Source organism: Terrisphaera buseokensis, assembly GCF_047521145.2.
Taxonomy (GTDB): Bacteria; Verrucomicrobiota; Verrucomicrobiia; order Opitutales; family Opitutaceae; genus ER46.
The window spans coordinates 1,859,661-1,877,058 of record NZ_CM134186.1 but is presented as its reverse complement, the minus strand read 5'-3'; the positions used below and the strand labels follow the sequence as shown (position 1 = coordinate 1,877,058).

Annotated in this window: 13 protein-coding genes and 2 tRNA genes; 10 read left to right on the top strand and 5 right to left on the bottom strand. The window is 59.1% G+C overall.

The window, feature by feature from the left end; all coding sequences use genetic code 11:
- Positions 1 to 570 precede the first annotated feature (570 nt).
- From ACLJEU_RS06810 to ACLJEU_RS06780, 7 genes are all read left to right on the top strand, one after another.
- A complete protein-coding gene (locus ACLJEU_RS06810; RefSeq protein WP_414663743.1) occupies positions 571 to 1,344 on the top strand; it encodes a VPDSG-CTERM sorting domain-containing protein in 774 nt (257 codons plus the stop codon).
- 334 nt (positions 1,345 to 1,678) lie between these two features.
- Complete coding sequence (locus ACLJEU_RS06805) at positions 1,679 to 3,001, top strand: MBOAT family O-acyltransferase (protein WP_457795349.1); 1,323 nt, start codon at positions 1,679 to 1,681, stop codon at positions 2,999 to 3,001.
- A 57-nt stretch (positions 3,002 to 3,058) separates the two neighbouring features.
- Complete coding sequence (locus tag ACLJEU_RS06800) at positions 3,059 to 5,020, top strand: dehydrogenase E1 component subunit alpha/beta (RefSeq protein ID WP_414663741.1); 1,962 nt, start codon at positions 3,059 to 3,061, stop codon at positions 5,018 to 5,020.
- Positions 5,017 to 6,414 carry a 2-oxo acid dehydrogenase subunit E2 gene (locus ACLJEU_RS06795; protein ID WP_414663740.1) on the top strand — a complete coding sequence of 466 codons (1,398 nt, stop codon included), beginning with the start codon at positions 5,017 to 5,019 and terminating at the stop codon, positions 6,412 to 6,414. Before ACLJEU_RS06800 ends, ACLJEU_RS06795 begins: the two co-directional genes overlap by 4 nt.
- Complete coding sequence (locus ACLJEU_RS06790) at positions 6,411 to 7,247, top strand: holo-ACP synthase (protein ID WP_414663739.1); 837 nt, start codon at positions 6,411 to 6,413, stop codon at positions 7,245 to 7,247. Before ACLJEU_RS06795 ends, ACLJEU_RS06790 begins: the two co-directional genes overlap by 4 nt.
- A gap of 138 nt (positions 7,248 to 7,385) precedes the next feature.
- Positions 7,386 to 8,357, top strand: coding sequence for a hypothetical protein (locus tag ACLJEU_RS06785; protein WP_457795348.1), 972 nt, complete (start codon positions 7,386 to 7,388; stop codon positions 8,355 to 8,357).
- Between the two features lie 34 nt (positions 8,358 to 8,391).
- On the top strand, positions 8,392 to 8,859 hold the full coding sequence (locus ACLJEU_RS06780) for an OsmC family protein (protein ID WP_414663737.1): 468 nt from the start codon (positions 8,392 to 8,394) through the stop codon (positions 8,857 to 8,859).
- A gap of 202 nt (positions 8,860 to 9,061) precedes the next feature.
- Here ACLJEU_RS06780 and ACLJEU_RS06775 read toward each other — a convergent pair.
- From ACLJEU_RS06775 to rpsB, 4 genes are all read right to left on the bottom strand, one after another.
- A tRNA-Ser gene (locus ACLJEU_RS06775) sits at positions 9,062 to 9,151 on the bottom strand.
- A gap of 137 nt (positions 9,152 to 9,288) precedes the next feature.
- Positions 9,289 to 9,702, bottom strand: coding sequence for a DUF983 domain-containing protein (locus ACLJEU_RS06770; protein WP_414663736.1), 414 nt, complete (start codon positions 9,700 to 9,702; stop codon positions 9,289 to 9,291).
- A gap of 56 nt (positions 9,703 to 9,758) precedes the next feature.
- Entirely contained in the window at positions 9,759 to 10,358 is a 600-nt protein-coding gene (tsf, locus tag ACLJEU_RS06765) for a translation elongation factor Ts (RefSeq protein ID WP_414663735.1), read from the bottom strand.
- A gap of 39 nt (positions 10,359 to 10,397) precedes the next feature.
- Complete coding sequence (rpsB, locus tag ACLJEU_RS06760; protein ID WP_414663734.1) at positions 10,398 to 11,312, bottom strand: 30S ribosomal protein S2; 915 nt, start codon at positions 11,310 to 11,312, stop codon at positions 10,398 to 10,400.
- Positions 11,313 to 11,523: 211 nt separating this feature from the next.
- On the opposite strand from rpsB, the gene ACLJEU_RS06755 reads away from it, so the two are divergent.
- From ACLJEU_RS06755 to ACLJEU_RS06745, 3 genes are all read left to right on the top strand, one after another.
- Positions 11,524 to 11,600 (top strand) — tRNA-Met (locus ACLJEU_RS06755).
- Between the two features lie 446 nt (positions 11,601 to 12,046).
- Positions 12,047 to 12,313, top strand: a complete 267-nt coding sequence (locus ACLJEU_RS06750) for a helix-turn-helix domain-containing protein (protein ID WP_414663733.1) — start codon at positions 12,047 to 12,049, stop codon at positions 12,311 to 12,313.
- Positions 12,314 to 12,316: 3 nt separating this feature from the next.
- Positions 12,317 to 13,618, top strand: a complete 1,302-nt coding sequence (locus ACLJEU_RS06745; RefSeq protein ID WP_414663732.1) for a type II toxin-antitoxin system HipA family toxin — start codon at positions 12,317 to 12,319, stop codon at positions 13,616 to 13,618.
- Here the strand turns inward: ACLJEU_RS06745 and ACLJEU_RS06740 are convergent.
- Positions 13,603 to 17,346 (bottom strand): efflux RND transporter permease subunit, encoded by a 3,744-nt coding sequence (locus tag ACLJEU_RS06740; protein ID WP_414663731.1) that lies wholly within the window; start codon positions 17,344 to 17,346, stop codon positions 13,603 to 13,605. The two genes, ACLJEU_RS06745 and ACLJEU_RS06740, sit on opposite strands and share 16 nt — an antisense overlap.
- Positions 17,347 to 17,398: the final 52 nt, after the last annotated feature.

The window sequence follows — 17,398 nt, the reverse complement described above, 5'->3', positions numbered from 1 at the left end:
ACACGATATCCAAGAACGCAACGGGGAGGTATAGCGACACTTCAGAGGAGTCAATTTCAAGGCAATCCCCACCCGAAACTACGTTTTCTCGCCATTGTCGGTCCCTGGCTCCTGGATGACTATGAGAACATGCTCTAGTCGCAGTCGAAAGTGGGCAATGCGGACTTTTCAGCCGCCCTCTGGTATTAGAACCCCCACCGTTGGCTTTCAAGCTGAGGGAGTGTCTGACAAACCGACCTTGCTGTCTCAATCCTTCGCAAGCCGTTCGGTTCAGCCAAGCCGAGCCGATTTAAAATCCGCCCAAACGCGGTAAAACCTGAAGAAGGGCTAACCTGATTGGCTGCGCTGAGTTGTGATCAGCGCTGTAAGCAGGGAATCCTCTGTCTTTCCCCACCAGCACCCCTGCGCCAAACCCACTCCAGGATTCAAATCGTTCTTCAAAAAATAGTTAAGAAACCATTGTATCAAATCGGGATCCGGCGGGAGGGCGCTTGTTAGCGGTTCAGACAATCAATCCAGTCACTCCTTCAAATCTTAAGCTACTGTTATTGATATGTTTCTACCATTGCCATGAATTTTAAAACTAACAGTGCAGCGATTGGCGTAGGGATTCTTTACACATTGACAACGCAGATCGCAGCTCTCCGAGCCCATTCCAAAATTTCACTTTTCTTAGGTCGTTATCATTATGCTATTAACATTATGTCCATTCGCTTTTTTTTTCGTTGGCACGGTACGCGCTTATTGTACTCCGTTAATTCGAAACAAAACATCTTATCCACCGAAATTATGAAGACCCTGCTTAAATTCATCAGTGCTCCGCTTCTCGCGCTGGCGCTCTTTTCCTCCGCCTCCGCTGCTCCTATTACGGGCTCGATCGGCTTCACCGGCTCTTTCTCATCCAATAACCCTAATCTTTTGATCGCCACCACGATCACCTTTGGCACCACGTACACCTTGGGCGTTGCTGATGGCAGTTTCTCTGCCATCCCGAATCTGACGACGGTAACCACTCCCACGAACCTGCTGATCAACCAGCCTGGCGTTGCGCTTCCCGTTTCGCCCATCTGGCAGGTCGGTGGGTTCTCGCTGACCCTCAATTCGCTCATTGAAACTCCCGGTAACACGAGCGCCCAGTACGGCGTGTTCGGCCTCGGCAGCATCACCGGCAATGGTTTCGATGCTACCCCGGGTACGTGGATCGGTACCTTCAACAATCAAGGCACAAACTTCACGTTTTCTGCTTCCTCTACGGCAGTTCCGGATTCCGGCGCTTCGGTTGCTCTCCTCGGTCTCTCGCTCCTCGGCTTGGGCATCTTCGCCCGCCGATCGAAGCTGGTCTAATAGGAGAAGAGCGTCAGTTTAGCTCTCCAAAGGCCCGGCTCACGCCGGGCCTTTTTATTTTTTCCAGGAAAGCAGGTCGCACCCAAAAGGTATTTGTCGCCTTCAGCTCAGCCAATAGTGTCCGACCTATAAATCCGAATAATGCTTGCGTTTCCAATCGGCTCCCCAAAACCACTACCGACTTTCTGCAAACCTCTGAACACCTAGGTTCCGTCACATGCTGTTCAACTCACTGACGTTTGCAGTTTTCTTCCCAGTCTTCTGTCTGCTTTATTTTTTGGCGCCCCATCGCGTCCGACTCCCCCTTCTCCTCGGGGCGAGTTGTTTCTTCTACATGTACTTCATTCCGAAGTACATTCTAATCCTGTTTGTTACGATTCTGATCGACTACGTTGCAGGGATTTACATCGAACGCAACCGAGGTCCGGTTCGTCACGCATGGTTGGTTGGCAGCGTAGTCTCCACGTGCGCCGTCCTCGTGGTCTTCAAGTACCTCGACTTTTTTACCGAGAACCTTGCCGCGGTTTCACACCTCTTGGGATGGGATATCAATGATCCGCGATGGAAAATAATCCTCCCGATTGGCCTGTCCTTTCACACCTTTCAAAGCCTGAGCTATGTAGTTGAGGTCTACCGCGGCAATCAGAAGGCGGAGAAAGACTTCATCGTCTATTCGACGTACGTCATGTTCTTCCCGCAACTGGTGGCGGGACCGATCGAGCGGCCGCAAGGCCTGCTGAGTCAATTTCGTACCTACCAGTCATTCGACTGGGATCGGGTGTCGAGCGGCCTCCGGAGGATGGCCTGGGGCTTTTTCAAGAAGTTGGTCATTGCTGACCGCCTGGCGCTCTATGTGAACGATGTTTACGGAGCCCCTCAGAATTTCAACGGGTTACAGCTGTCGCTCGCAACGTTCTTTTTTGCCTACCAAATCTACTGCGACTTCTCCGGCTATTCGGATATCGCTGTGGGATCGGCGCGTGTTCTCGGCTTCAAGCTGATGGAGAACTTCAACACGCCGTACTACTCGAAGTCGATCTCCGAGTTCTGGCGACGTTGGCATATATCGCTATCTTCGTGGTTTAGGGACTACGTATATGATCCCCTCGTCGGAAAGTTCAACAATTCTGCGGGATGGGCGTTCGCGATTCTCATCACATTCGGGGTGAGTGGTCTGTGGCATGGAGCGGCATGGACGTACATCGTGTGGGGCCTACTCAACGGAGTGTACCTGCTTGCGGGTGGGCTGACCGAGGAGTATCGCAACCGATGGTACCGGGCCGTGGGAATTGCCGAAGACTCTACCGTACGCATCACGCTCCGCATCATGGCGACATTCGGCCTCACCTGCATTGGGTGGATCGTTTTCCGCGCCAAGAGCATGGGGGACGTAGGTTATATCCTCACCCACTTCTGGCGGGATTGGGATTTTGCGAGGATCGGAACGGAGCAGTTCCTGCTGCGGCAAATGCCGGTCGCTTTCGCCGGCATTTTTCTCCTCGAGGCAGTGCAACTCCTTCACCGGAGGTTTGATCTTTCATCCCGTGTCCTTCGTTTGCCCGAGATACCACGATGGGGATTCTATCTGGCCTGGACCTTGGGAATGGTCATATTCGGGGTTTTTCGGAACGAACAATTCATCTACTTCCAGTTCTGAACGTTGCAGCCGATAATAGCATCCAGCTCCTTCCCATAACGTTCGAATCTTTCCTTCATGCAGAGTAAAACTCAATCCAACTTGGACTCCCTTTTTGAACAGGCATTCCTGATTCGTGGAGTGGAACGGAGGCTCTTGGATCTTTTTTCCCAAGGAAAGCTGTTCGGAACGGTGCACACCTGCATTGGCCAGGAATTTTCGGGAGTAACAGTTGCTGCCGCGCTCGAGCCTGGGGACTTGGTCTTTAGCAATCATCGCTGTCATGGCCACTTCATCGCCCGGACGGGACGCGTCGAAGGCCTCATTGCGGAAGTCATGGGCAAAAACACCGGCGTCTGCGGAGGGCGTGGCGGGAGCCAGCATTTGTGCGCGGACGGGTTCTACAGCAATGGAATCCAAGGTGGTATCGTCCCGGTCGCGGCTGGCCTGGCTTACGCGCTAAAAGTCGAACAGGGAAACCGGATCGCAGTGGTTTTCATTGGCGACGGGACCTTGGGAGAAGGAGCTCTCTACGAGACGCTCAATATCGCGTCGAAGTGGAATCTACCGCTGCTTGTCGTACTAGAGAACAACCGCTATTCCCAAAGCACCTCGCAGTCGGAAACCCTCGCAGGTGATATTCTTGCCCGCGCATCATGTTTCGGCATCAGCACCAGCGAGGGCAACACCGACGATCCTGCAGCCCTCGCCGAGGTGGCCCGAAGTGCCGTAGAAAGTGTTAGGACGAATAGTCGCCCTCACTTCCTCAGTATCTCGACGGCCCGGTTAATGGCGCACTCCAAGGGGGACGATCTTCGGGACGAAACGGAACTGGCAGCCTACTGGGAGAAAGATGCTCTCAGCGTGTTTGAGCGGACCAATCCCAAGCCGGCGAAAGAGATGCTGGATCGAATCAGCAGCCGCATCGACACCGCCGTGGATGTGGCTGGTTATGCGCATCCCGCCACCGTTCGAGCCGAAGACGAGGACCCCAATGCGTTTCGTCCAGTAACTTGGACCAAAGTGGAAAAACTCGCCACCGATCGCCATGTAGCGCTTCTAGCGAGCGCACTTGGCCGCAACATGAAAAAGGACGAACGAATCGTCATTCTCGGCGAGGACATTCGCAGCCCTTATGGCGGAGCTTTCAAGGCCACTCGCGGCTTGAGCAATGAATTCCCGCAACGCGTACACAACACACCGATCAGCGAAGCGGCCATTTTAGGACTGGGCAACGGCATGGCGCTCAAGGGGCTATTGCCGGTTGTGGAAATCATGTTCGGTGACTTCCTCTTTCTTGCTGGTGATCAGTTGGCCAACCACGCAGCGAAATTTCGCTACATGTACAATGACCAGGTCACGACTCCCGTGATTGTACGCACACCCATGGGAGGAAAACGCGGCTACGGTCCAACCCACAGCCAATCGATCGAAAAGCACTTTGCCGGTATCCCGGGAACGCAGATGCTGGCGCTCAACCCCCGTCAGGATCCAGCTTTGGTGTATGACCGACTCTTCGCAGAGATCGATCGGCCCACAGTCGTCATCGAAAACAAACTGATTTATGGCATGCGCCCGTCGGAGCCCCTCCCGACGGGTTACAGCTTGGAATACGATGACGACCGCTTCCCCGGCGTGCGCTTTTCACCGAGAACGACAGCGGATCTGAGTGTTTTTTGCTATGGTGGAACGCTGCCCGATGTGGAAAAAGCGATCGACAAACTCTTCAGTGAGCACGAGGTGATTTGCGACGTGATCTGCCCCGTACAAATCTACCCTTTCAATGCGTGGCCAATCATTGAGTCTGTCCGGCAAACAGGACGACTGCTGATCGTGGAAGAAGGCGTGAGCTTTGCCGGCATTGGCGCCGAAGTGATCTCGCTCGTTGCAGAAAAGATTCCCGGGCAGCTTCGGGCAACGGGACGCCTCGGTTCGCGGCGCCATGCCATCCCCTCGTCGGGGTTACTTGAAAAGGAAACACTTCCAAATCCTGAAAGCATTATTCAATCGGCGCTGGCCCTGATCCGAAATTCATCATGACGCAACCGGTTCGAATTCCTCATGAGCAGGTCAACGACCAGTCAGTCTTGCTGGTCGAATGGCTCGTAGCCGACGGCAACGAGGTAAAAGTCGGCCAGCCCGTCGCGGTTATCGAAACGAGCAAGTCGACGGCAGAGGTCGAGGCGCCGGCGGCGGGATTTCTCCGGCACGGTGCTACTGCGGGAAAAGAACTTCCCGTCGGAGCGGTGTTTTGCCACGTCACCTCGGCACGCGATGAGATCATCAGCGAAAGTTCAATTTCGCCACCAGCCTCCGAATCCATAGTCACGCCTATGGCGGAACAAGACCGGGCGAGTGCCCCCGCCGGAGACGTGAGGGCGGCATTACCATCAGCGGACGTCGAAGCCGAACTATTTCAACCCGTGTTCAGTGAGAAAGCGAAGATCTTGATTAAGCAACAGGGGCTTTCGCTGGATCGGTTTGCCCGGATTCGATTTGTACGAGAAGCGGATGTGCTCGCCGTTGTGTCAGGCAAAGTTCCCATGCCGCGACCTGCGACGAACAGTCCAGGACCGAACAACGTCGCACCGATGCAAGCGGCGGGAAAGGCGGCACCGGTTCCCGCCGCCGGAGTAGCCCTAAGGTCAGAAGACCTTTCCCGGGCGAAAAGGGTTGAGATCCGCTATCTTCAAACCGGGGCGGAAAACACGCTGCCCAGCGTTGTCACGGTCCCATATTCAACAGCCGGGCTCAAAAAAGCCGCAGAGCAACTGGCCGCGGGAGGTGGCGGCGGTACGGCGGTCATCATCTACGAATTAGCGCGCCTGTTGCGAAAATATCCCGTCTTCAACGCCTACTATGGTAACGGACAAGTTCACTACTATGATCAGGTCAACATCGGCCTAGCGGTGGACGGTGGACTTGGTCTGAAGGTGCCCGTGATCTTCGATGCAGATAAGAAAGGCCTCCCCGAGATCGCGGACGCGATCAGCGAATTGCTCCTCGATTACGTTAACGATTCCCTTCCCGTGGCCCGGCTTGCCGGCGGTACCTTCACCATCACCGACCTCTCAAGCGAAGGCGTCACCGCGTTTCACCCTCTGATCAATCAAGGGCAGTCGGCAATTCTGGGAGTCGGCGCGGAGATGCCCGGAGCCCCTACCGCCGACGGCCAAGCGAACTTGATCATGGCTTTCGATCACCAATTGGCGGAAGGTCGCTCAGCCGCGCGTATGCTGGGAGAGTTACGCGACCGCCTAAAATCCTATCAGGATGCGGGTAGCTCACAAACACGGGCAGAGCAGAGCTGCGGCCGCTGCGAGCGATTGCTCCACGACCTTCAGCAAGCGCGAATTCCAGTGGTGGAAGAAGTGCGGGGTGACGGCAGCCGCAGGTTGATCTGTCGCAGTTGCATCCTCGGAGTTTCCACATGAGCCAAACCGAAACCCTTCGATCGATCGTCGCCAAACTGGCCGGGACCAGCCCCGGCGCGGTCACCTCTGATTTCTCCCTGGAAGTCCCCTCGCTCAAGGGCTCCCTAAAACGAGCCGCGCTGACGGCATCCATTCGCCGCGAACTGGGGATCACCTGCAAGACGGCTCACCTCGCACGAACCTTTGCAGATCTGCAGTCGGCGGTTTTCGAGAATTTGCCCCCGACAGTGAAACCAACAGGGTTGCCGACCCCGGTCCGGCCAGAGAGCGAGCCCTCACAGACTTTGACGGCTGAGGGAGTTTCGCCCAAGGGCGGGAGCTTGCAGGTGCCACTTCAATGCGGCGTCGATCTCGAAGCAACCACCGCCCTGCCCGAGGCCGGGGACTATCGTGAACACGAGTTCTATCAGACTCATTTCACTCCGGCGGAGATCTCCTATTGCGTCCTCCAGCAAGATCCCCGCATGCATTTCGCTGCTCGGTGGTGCGCGAAAGAGGCGCTGTACAAGGCCGAACCGGCATTGCGCGACGTCCCGTTTTCAGAGATTGAACTTACCAAGCTTCAAGACGGGAGCGTCGCGCTTCATAGAATACATAACGGAATCGTGGAGCCTTTACCGCATGCGGTAAGCATTTCACATACGCCAAGCCACGCCGTTGCACTTGTGGTCAAGGCTCCTTCGAGCATTTCGGTCCCGATCGGCGTTTCGCACTACACGAGCGAGCCGGCGCAAACCCAGACGGAAGGCAGCATTCTGCCGTTCCTCTCTGCCATAGCGTGGCTGGCCGCCGTCGCGCTCTCGATCGCGGCCTTGATCCGTTCGGCGCGCTAAGTCGCGCCCTCCGCAGAACTTTCACGCATGGCAATCAAGGCTGAGCTTCAAGCACTCGCGGACTCGGCCCACTACACGGCCCGCTTGGTGTTCACCTCGAGGGCAGCTCAAACACAGAGGGCCAAAGTGCACCGCTCCGTGTTGCGCCTCCTGGGATTTTTGCTGCTCGTGGTGGGGGCGGCCACGCTGTTCGAGTGGGCCCTGCAGACGGGGTTTCGCCGAGTCAAGACCTCGGATTTCGGGATCATGAACCTGGTGGCAAACGGCAAGGCTGACGCGGACATCGTGGTCAGTGGATCGTCGCGGGCACTCACTCACTATGATTCGGCTGCAATCGGCGCGATCACCGGGTTGAAGACGCTCAACATCGGCCTCAATGGCACCCAGACTGATGTACAGGCAGCCTACCTGCGAGTCTACCTGCGAAACAACCGCAAGCCGGCGTTGGTGATTCACAACCTCGACCCCTATGCGTTTCAGATTTCACACGAAATCTACGACGTGGTTAAATTCATGCCGTATTTGAATCAGCCGGAGCTCTACTCGGTGGTAAAACGAGTCTATCCCTCCGCTTGGAAATGGCGGTTGATTCCTCTCTACGGCTTCTTCGTGGAAGACCTTCGCTACACTTGGCTCCTGGGTGTGCGTGGGTTGCTAGGCATGCACCCGGCCGAAGACCGCATTCTGGGGTTTCAGGGAAGGCAGACCGTGTGGACTGGCGACTTTGATAAATTCCGCGAAAGCGTTAAGGGCGGCGTGACTCTCGGGATCGTGGATCAGGGCGTGCGAGACCTGGCCGACATCGCCAAGGCCTGCCAGGAACATGCCGTACCGCTCCTTCTCGTCTACTCTCCAGAGTATCACGAGATGCAGGCGCTCGAGCGTGATCGCCGCGAGGTATTTGCCCATTTTCACAAGATTGCCGCAGAAAGAAGCGCGACGGTGTGGGACTACAGTGACTCACCGCTCTGCCGCGATCAGAGCCTTTTCTACAATTCCCAACACCTCAATGCGACGGGCGCACGGGCATTCTCGGAAGACCTCGCGCACCGCTTGGTGAGATTGCCGATCCTGGCAGGCAAAGTGCGCGACGGCCGCACGCCCCCATAGTAATTTTGAGCTGCGAGTTTCAATTCAGATTACCATGTCCGAACACAAAGCCACCATCGACTGGAAGCTCACCACGGCTGATTTTGCAAAAGGCCGTTTTTCCCGAGAGCATACGTGGAGCTTCGACGGCGGCTGGGTGATGCCCGCTTCGGCCTCGCCGGCCATAGTACCCCCACCCTTGGCCAATCCACGAGTGGTGGATCCCGAGGAGGCATTTGTCGCATCGCTTTCGAGCTGCCATATGCTGACCTGGCTCTTCTTTGCCGCGCGAAAAGGACTCGATGTGATTGCCTACCACGATGAGGCCGTCGGGACCGTGTCCAAAAACGAGAAAGGGGCAATGTGGGTGAGCTGTGTTACGCTCAATCCGAAAGTGACCTACGGACGGACGTGTCCGACTCCGGAAGAAGAGAGCGAGCTGCACCGGCTTGCGCATGAAGCCTGTTTTATCGCGAATTCGGTGAAGACTGAAACGCGGATCGTGACAGCATCGTTGCAATAGAGGGGGCAAGTCGCGCGCTGGCGAATACATCGTTTCGCAAATTTGTTCCGCGGGCCTTTCTTGAGCGCAAAAATCCATAGGTGAACGTCCACCCTCGCCGAGCCTACGGTGCGCAGCCCACTGAAGGGTCTTCCATCATTTTCGGGAGCTGACGTCGGTCAGCCGTCGGACTCCGCCTGCCAGCCGTAGGCTTGGCGAAGGCTGGCGGAGAGGGTGGGATTCGAACCCACGGTACCCTTTCGGGCACGCCTGATTTCGAGTCAGGTACGATAGACCACTCTGCCACCTCTCCGTTGCCGAGCTCAAAAACGTAGGACCCGAATCGCAAAACGGAAGCCGAAAAATCCACTCGTTGCGCTTTGCGATGGACAGCCCCCGGACAGCGAAGGAAACGCTGGCGCTGATAAGCGGAATCGGCAGCCGACGCCCTCACCGATTATCGTCCTCTCCCGCCCGCCCCGTGCCGCCGTTGGCCGGCAGGTGATGCGGAAAGAAGAAATAGTAGTTCATCAGCCACCAACTGCGGGAGGACCGATAGAACAGCGCGGGAAACACCACCGATCCCATGGCTGCCAGCACGATCGCTGTCGTCGTGCCGATCACCTTGAAGTAGGCGAGCAACATCACCGGCACGAGAAAGCAAACGAGCGTGACGCCGTAATTCAGCGACATGGATCCCAGATAGAACCCCTCGTCGTTATTTCGCTCGAAGACGAACTGACACGCGGGGCACTGCTTGTTCACCTTGAAGAACGTCCCTGCCGTGAAAAGTGTCGGTGCCCCACAATTGGGGCAGCGATGCGTGAGGCCGCGAGTGACGATCTGGGCGCGAGTGACGTTCATAAAAAAGGCGCCTCACTCAATGAGTGAAGCGCCTCGAAAACAAGAACGCAGCGCGGTTAGGAACCGAGCTGATAGCGAACGAAACGGCGAATCTGGATGTTCTCGCCGATCTTCGCGATGCGCTCCGTGACCATGTCCTTCACGGTCTTCTCGGGGAGCTTCACAAACGGCTGATCCAGCAGGCAGAGCGTCGAGTAGTACTTCTCGAGCTTGCCCTCGACGATCTTCTGGACCGCGGCCGGGGGTTTGCCCTGGACCTGAGCCGCAGCGATATCGCGCTCCTTCTGCAGGTCGGCCTCGGGCACTTCTTCACGGCCGACGTACAGGGGACTCGCCGCAGCGATCTGCAGGCAGAGGTCCTTGACGAAGGCGCGGAAGTCGTCGTTGCGCGCGACGAAATCGGTCTCGCAATTGACTTCGATCAAAACGCCCACCTTGCCGCCGACGTGGATGTAGCTCTCGATCACGCCTTCCTTGGTGGCGCGCTCCGCCTTCTTGGCGGCGGAAGCGGCGCCCTTCTTGCGCAGGATGGTGATGGCTTCATCTACGTTGCCATTGGCTTCGGTCAGGGCCTTCTTGCAGTCAAGGAGACCGGCGCCGGTTTTCTCGCGCAGATCCGCCACGGCTTGGGCCGAAATCGGGTTGGTTGTGCTCATTAAAACGAGGGAGTGAAAGTTCGAAGGTGAAAACCCGACTTACTCGGCCTTGACGGCCGGACGCTTGGCGCGGATGGGCTTCTTCTTGAGCGCGGCAGCCGTGCCTTCGGTCTCGCCTTCCACCACGGCGGCGACGTCGGCAGGAAGCTCGACTTTCGCCAGCACGTCTTCGTCCGCCGTCGCCAGGCTCGGCGCGGCAGCAGACGTGTCGACGCCCGCGGTCGTGGACTTCAAGTCCGCCTGACCACGCTGGGCGCGACGGGTGTCACGCTGGGAGAGGCCATTCTGAATGGCGGCGGTCACGGCCTCGACAATGATGCGAATCGACTTCACCGCGTCGTCGTTGCCGGGAATCGGATGCGACACCGTGGTCGGGTCGGAATTCGTGTCGACGATGCCCACGCACGGGATGCCCGCACGCGCAGCTTCGGCGACGGCGATCTTGTGGTGATTCACATCGACCACGAACATCGCGGACGGCAGGCCGCCCATGTCGGAGATGCCGGCGAAATTCTTCTGCATGCGGGTCATCTCGCGCTTGATCGCGGACTCTTCCTTGCGGGGCAGCTTGGACATCTCGCCACTCGTCTCCATGGCCTGGTACTTCTTGAACTTGGCCACGGACTTCTTGACGGTCTCGTAATTGGTGAGGGTGCCGCCGAGCCAGCGATCGACGCACATCGGCATGTTGACGGAAGTGGCCGCTTCGCGGACGATTTCCTTGGCTTGGCGCTTGGTGCCGACGAACAGCACGTTGCCGCCGTTGCCGACGGTGTCCTCGAGGAACTGACAGGCCTTGGTCAGGGCTTCGTGAGTCTTGCCCAGATCGATGATCGTCACGCCTTGGCGGTGATCGAAAATGAAGGGCTTGGAACGCGGGTTCCAGCGCTTGGTCTGGTGGCCGAAATGTACGCCTGCGTCGAGGAGGTCCTTGGGAGTTACGCTGATGCTCATATGATCTGATGTATCTGGCGACACACAGGTCGGCCAATGGGCCGCCTTGCGATCGATCGATGTTGGTTGGTTATTGGTTCGAACTGACTGCCGACTAGAGAGTCGGCCAACACACCGTTCGCGTTCCCGACTGGCAAGCGTGAATTCGGGGAAACTTGGAAAAAGGCGTTGACAGTACCAGAGGCGATGAGGACCTTCCGCCTTCCTTTGTTGCAGGGTGGAGCAGCCTGGTAGCTCGTCAGGCTCATAACCTGAAGGTCGTTGGTTCAAATCCAACCCCTGCACCCAATTTAACTCCCTCGTGGACCTAACGGTTACGAGGGAGTTTTGGTTTCGAAATAGGCAAAAAGAGGCGGTTCATTTGTACAAGTCCGTGCGGAGTTAGGCAGTCTTGGATAGGGACCAGAAACGGAACCAGTGAAATACCGCGAGCTCGGTGAGGGTTGCATTACCCGGCATTGGATTCGCGCCGCACATTGCCCTCCGCGCCTGGGTCGATGCCGCAGCGACGGGCTATCTTGCTTGGGATCGATGTGGGTGCCACATGGGTCATTCGGGCGCGCTGTCGATGCGGTTTCGCGCGCGGGCTCCGGTGAATCGTTTTCGTCCATTACTTTCAGTTTCCACGTGAACGGCGCACCCGGACTACTCGATACGGCCTATGGGTAGTATGGTGATTATACTACCTTTAGATAGTGCGTTGACATTACTATCTAAAGGTAGTGATTTGAGACATGACCTTTCCCGTCAACACGTCGGCACAACTGAAAGCGGTCTTGCGCGCTCTGCGGAAGTCGCGGGCGAAGAGCCAGGCCGACATCGGCACGATGCTGGGCGTGAATCAAAAACGGGTGGCCAGAATCGAGAGCGCTCCGGGAGTGACGAGCTTCGACCAAATCGCCCGGCTCGTCTCTGCGCTAGGGGGACGGCTGGTGATTGAGGACTTAAAGCCGACCGCATCTCCGTCGGCGCCGAGGCGGACCACGAAAGGGAATTGGTAGGCCATGAGCGCACTCGGCCTATGGATGAATGGTCAACGTGCCGCGACGTGGAGCTACACGCGTGGCAGTCATGAACTACGGTATGAGCCGTCGTGGCTGGAGTCGCCCGACGGACGCGCGCTGTCCCTTTCCCTGCCCTTTACCCCCGACAACGTGTCCCACCGGGGCGATGTAGTTGAAAACTTCTTCGACAATCTGCTGCCGGACAGCGACCGGATTCGCAGCCGACTCCGAACCCGATTTGGGACCCGATCGACGGAAGCCTTTGAACTCCTGACGGCGATCGGACGGGATTGTGTGGGTGCGATTCAGCTATTACCGCCCGACCAATCTCCCACCGGGTGGGACCGGATCGAAGCGGAGTCGCTGACTGAGCAGGAAGCGGAGCGGGCGATTGATGCCATGCTGACGGGTGGCCGGACACTGGGGCAGGAAGAGGACGCGGACTTCCGGATCTCGATTGCGGGAGCGCAGGAAAAGATCGCGTTTCTCTATCACCGCAAGCGGTGGTGTCGGCCGCTGGGTGCGACTCCCACCACGCATATCCTGAAGCTGCCGCTGGGAAAGATCGGCGCTCTGCAGATGGACATGCAGGACTCCGTGGAGAACGAGTGGCTGTGCTTAAAGCTTATGCAGGCATTCGGGCTCGAGGCGGCGGCGTGCGAGATCGTGCAGTTCGGAGCACGGAAGGCCCTGGCGGTGGAGCGGTTTGATCGAAAAATGCAGAAAGGAAAATGGATCGCGCGACTGCCGCAGGAAGATTTTTGCCAGACCCTCGGGTTGCCGAGCACGAAAAAGTATGAGTCTGACGGCGGCCCGGGAATGAGAGACATCCTGCGAGTGCTCGATGCGGGGACGCAGCCTATGGAGGACAAGCGGGCCTTCGTTAAGGCACAGATCCTATTCTGGCTTCTGGCCGCCACCGACGGGCATGCGAAGAATTTCTCGCTGTTCCTCGAAAGCGGCGGCACTCACCGCATGACTCCGTTCTACGATGTGTTGTCGGCTTGGCCGATCATGGGTCGCGGGGCAAACAAACTGGATCCGCACAAGGCGAAGCTGGCCATGGCAGTCCGGAGCAAGAACGTGCACTGGAAACTGCAAGACATCCAGCCGAGGCACTGGGACGCAGTTACCCGGATGGCAGGTCTCGGAGACGCAACGCCTTTACTCCATGAAATCGCCGCCGCGACCCCGGCGGCGATCCAGACGGTAAGCCGGCAGCTCCCACCCGATTTTCCTGCCGTTGTCCGCGACCGCATTTTTGAGGCACTGCTACGTGAGGCGCCTCAACTTGTAATGTGAAGTCGGGATAGTTCCGTCCGCTCTCGGGACGTCTCTTTCGCTTCCCGCGCCAGCCTTAACTCCCAATACCAAGTGAAGAACACCGGGACCGAGAAGAGTGACACGACGTCGAAAATCATTCCACCCACCACGGGCAGCACCATGGGCACCATGAGTTCGGAACCTCGCCCGGTGGACCACAGCACCGGGATCAGCGACAGCAACGCGGTCGCGTTGGTCATGATGGCCGGGCGGCGCCGACGCAGGCCGGCAATGAATACCCGCCGATGCACCTCCGCCACGGTCCCGGGATGAGTCTTGAACTGTTCCTGCAGATACGTGCCCAGCAGGATGCCGTCATTGAACATCACCCCGAGCAGCACGAGAAAGCCCACCACCACCGCGGTCGTCATCTCCGCGCCCCACAGCCAGACGAAGAAAAATCCGCCGGCCGTGGTGACGGTCGCATTCGCAAAAACGATGATGCCGGTGATGAGCCAGGACCGCGTGCCGAGATAGATCAGGATCACCATCACCGCCATCGAAAGACTGATAATCACCCGCAGGGTCTGGTCGGCTTTGATTTTCTGTTCGTAGCGCCCCACCCAGCGATACGTTGCACCCGGCGGCAGTTCGAGCCGGCCGTCGCCCAACGCCGCCCGCAGTCGCGCATCGGCATCGCGCACCACTTCCACCTCACCGCGCCCACGGGCATTCAACAGGACATACTGCGTGCGCTTGCCGCCCTCGGACCGGATCGCCATCGGACCGATCGTGTAGGTCAGTCCGACTTCACTCGGTCGCGTCCCGACCTGCGTCACGGCTTGGGTGGCCATCGCCGCGACGATCACTGCCGGCATGGTCTCGCCGGCCGCCAGGGTGAACTCGGCCCGCCGTGGCGACAGGATCGTGACGTTGCGCTGGTGCGCGAGGGGCAGCCGCGCCGTCAACGCAAGCGCATCCGGTGCACCTTCGGCAAACGCGAGCACGTGCACCGTCGGCAACGCGAGGAGGTTCGTGAGCGGAATCGCCCCGTGGCCCGCCGCGGCCGGCACTTGGAGTTGCAGCAGTTCATCCTGATCATCGCGCCGCTCCCGGAGATAACGAATGCGGACGGGATAACGCAGCGCGCCTTCGACCGAATACGTCAGCGCCATGCCGCCCAGTCCCGTCTCCACGGCCCGCATCACCTGTTCATTGCTGAGCCCAAAGCGCGCGAGCTTCGCCGGATCGAGTCGGATTTCGGCGTACGGTTTTCCGCCCTCGCGCTGCATCTGGACGTCGGCGGCGCCGGGCGTCGGTTGAATGACTTTCTCCGCCGCCTCGGCAAAACGCTCGAGCGCATCCGTGTCGTCGCCGAGCAACTGGAGCGCAATGAGACTGCGGATACCGGTCGAGAGCATGACCACGCGCGTCTCGATCGGCTGTAACCAACTTGGCGCCACACCTGGAATCTCCGTGATGGCGGCCAGCGCGGTCCGCACTTCCGCCAGCGTGCGCGGGCGGTGTTCCTCGGTGCCATCGCTGCGGGTGAAGGCCTGCGTCGGCCATTCCGCGTAGGGCTTCAACAGCACCACCGTCTCGATCATGCCGATCGGCGCCGGGTCCAGAGCAGTTTCGGCTCGTCCCATCTTGCCCATGACGCTCGCCACCTCGGGCACGGATTCGATGAGGCGGTTTTGCGCCAGCATGATGTGCTGCGTCTCCCCCACTCCGCCGGTGGCGGGAATCGACGGCATGAACAGCAGACTGCCTTCGTCGAGCGGCGGCAGAAAACTAGCGCCCACACCCGGGAAGAGTCGCGTCAAATTCTGGTCGAGCGTCGTCCGCGAAAAGTCACCGCCGGCCGCCGCGACGGCCTGGCGCAAAGGCCAGCTCAACGTCGGCCAGCCCGCCCCGAGCAAATATCCGCCGAGCGCCATCGTGCCGATCACGAGCGTGAACGTCACCTTGTGCCGCTGGATGCGTGAATACGCCCACTCGTACGACACGTGGATCGCCCGGCTCATCGGATTCTCCTCGTAGTTCACGAGCCGCTCCCGGCCGATCCGCCAGATCGCCGACGCCACGACGATCGCGAAGATCGGAGCGAACAACCAACCGGGCACGGTCAGCAGCGAGCGGCCGTAATCCATCGGCATCGACCAGCCGTCACGGATGAACCAACCAAACGCCGCGCCGGCCCCGATCCCCGCCAATGCGAGCAGCACCGGCTTCCGAACCTGCCACGGCGGCAGCAGCAACCGGCACAACACCGGCACCAGCAGCGTGCCGAAGATCACCGCGCCGCTGATCGCCAGCGATTTGGTCAGCGCCAGCGGCTCGAACAAGCGGCCGGCTTGATCACTCAGCGCGAAGATCGGCAGAAACCCGATCACGGTCGTGGCCGCCGACGTGAGGAGCGGCCGGGCGACTTCCTGCGCCGCGCGGACCACTGTTTCCGTAATTTCCTCATTGAACGGTGACGTCGGCATCGGCCGGCCCTCGCGCCGGCACTTCTCCTGCAGTTCCACGAGGTGCTGCGTGATATTTTCGGTCATGATGATCCCGAAATCCACCATCACACCAATCGCGATCGCGATGCCCGCGAGGCTCATGATGTTCGCGCCGACTCCGAAGAGATGCATGACCAGAAACGTGAACAGCATGCCGAGCGGAAGACTGACCGCCACGGCGAGGCTCGCGCGCACGTGCAGGAGAAACGCGATCACGACGATGATCGTCGTGATGATCGCCTCCTGCAGCGTCGACGTCACGGTCGCCGTCGTCTCCCGAATCAGCTGCGAACGATCATAAAATGAAACCGCGGTCAGTTGTTCGCTCGCGAGCGTGGGCCCGAGATCGACGAGCCGCTGCTTCACGGCGTTGATCACGGTCTTGGGATCCTCCTGCACGCGCATGCCGATGATCGCGCCGACCTGTTCCTGGTGCGCATCGGCCAGCAGTCCCTGCCGGAATTGTCCGCCGAGCCGGACGACCGCGATGTCACCGAGCCGCAGGCCGGCGCCCTTGAGCCGGTTGCCGCGCACCACGATGTTCTCCACGTCCGCGACCGATCGAATGAAACCGACGCCGCGGATCATCGTTTCCACCCCTGTCTGCTCCACGCTCATCGCGCCGACGTCACGCCCCGCCTGCTGCACCGCCATCATGAGCATCTCAAGTGTGAGCCCCTGCTCCTCGAGCCGCGTCGGATCCACGTCGATCTGATATTCGCGCACCACACCACCCGCGGGTGCGACTTCGGCCACGCCGGGCACGGCGCGCAGTGCCGGCACCACGACTTGATCGAGGATGAAGCGCTTGCGCTCGATGTCGCGCGGGCCCTGCAACGTGAACGCGAAGACCTGCCCCATCGCCGTCGCATCCGGTCCGAGCCGCGGATTCACGCCGGCCGGCAGGATACCCTGCAGTTGCGACAATCGTTCCAGCACACGCGTACGGCAGTCGTAGAGATCGCGCTTTTCCTCGAAGATGACGTAAAGGTAGCTGGCCCCGTAAAGCGACATGCCGCGCACCGACTGCACACCGGGCAGGCCCTGGAGTTCGCGGGCCAACCGCGACGTCACCTGCTGGTCCATGTCCTGGGGACTCTTGCCGGGCCATTCCGCCCAAACGATCACCTGGTTGTCGCTCAAGTCCGGGATCGCATCGACCGGGACGTGACGCCACGCCCAGAACCCGGCGACGGCCAGCGCAAAGGCGGCGGCGAGGGTGAGAAACGTGTTGCGAATGACGAACGAAAGCATCGGGCGGCTGAGGTCTGGTTGCGACGCCACGAGAGGCGTCACAGCAATGAGA

What these genes read in the sequence shown, in the direction of transcription:
- rpsB (WP_414663734.1), bottom strand. Translation starts at nt 11,312, where the DNA reads ATGAGCATCAGCGTAACTCCCAAGGACCTCCTCGACGCAGGCGTACAT.
- ACLJEU_RS06750 (WP_414663733.1), top strand. Translation starts at nt 12,047, where the DNA reads ATGACCTTTCCCGTCAACACGTCGGCACAACTGAAAGCGGTCTTGCGC.
- ACLJEU_RS06810 (WP_414663743.1), top strand. Translation starts at nt 571, where the DNA reads ATGAATTTTAAAACTAACAGTGCAGCGATTGGCGTAGGGATTCTTTAC.
- ACLJEU_RS06780 (WP_414663737.1), top strand. Translation starts at nt 8,392, where the DNA reads ATGTCCGAACACAAAGCCACCATCGACTGGAAGCTCACCACGGCTGAT.
- ACLJEU_RS06790 (WP_414663739.1), top strand. Translation starts at nt 6,411, where the DNA reads ATGAGCCAAACCGAAACCCTTCGATCGATCGTCGCCAAACTGGCCGGG.
- ACLJEU_RS06770 (WP_414663736.1), bottom strand. Translation starts at nt 9,702, where the DNA reads ATGAACGTCACTCGCGCCCAGATCGTCACTCGCGGCCTCACGCATCGC.
- tsf (WP_414663735.1), bottom strand. Translation starts at nt 10,358, where the DNA reads ATGAGCACAACCAACCCGATTTCGGCCCAAGCCGTGGCGGATCTGCGC.
- ACLJEU_RS06795 (WP_414663740.1), top strand. Translation starts at nt 5,017, where the DNA reads ATGACGCAACCGGTTCGAATTCCTCATGAGCAGGTCAACGACCAGTCA.
- ACLJEU_RS06745 (WP_414663732.1), top strand. Translation starts at nt 12,317, where the DNA reads ATGAGCGCACTCGGCCTATGGATGAATGGTCAACGTGCCGCGACGTGG.
- ACLJEU_RS06740 (WP_414663731.1), bottom strand. Translation starts at nt 17,346, where the DNA reads ATGCTTTCGTTCGTCATTCGCAACACGTTTCTCACCCTCGCCGCCGCC.
- ACLJEU_RS06800 (WP_414663741.1), top strand. Translation starts at nt 3,059, where the DNA reads ATGCAGAGTAAAACTCAATCCAACTTGGACTCCCTTTTTGAACAGGCA.
- ACLJEU_RS06805 (WP_457795349.1), top strand. Translation starts at nt 1,679, where the DNA reads ATGTACTTCATTCCGAAGTACATTCTAATCCTGTTTGTTACGATTCTG.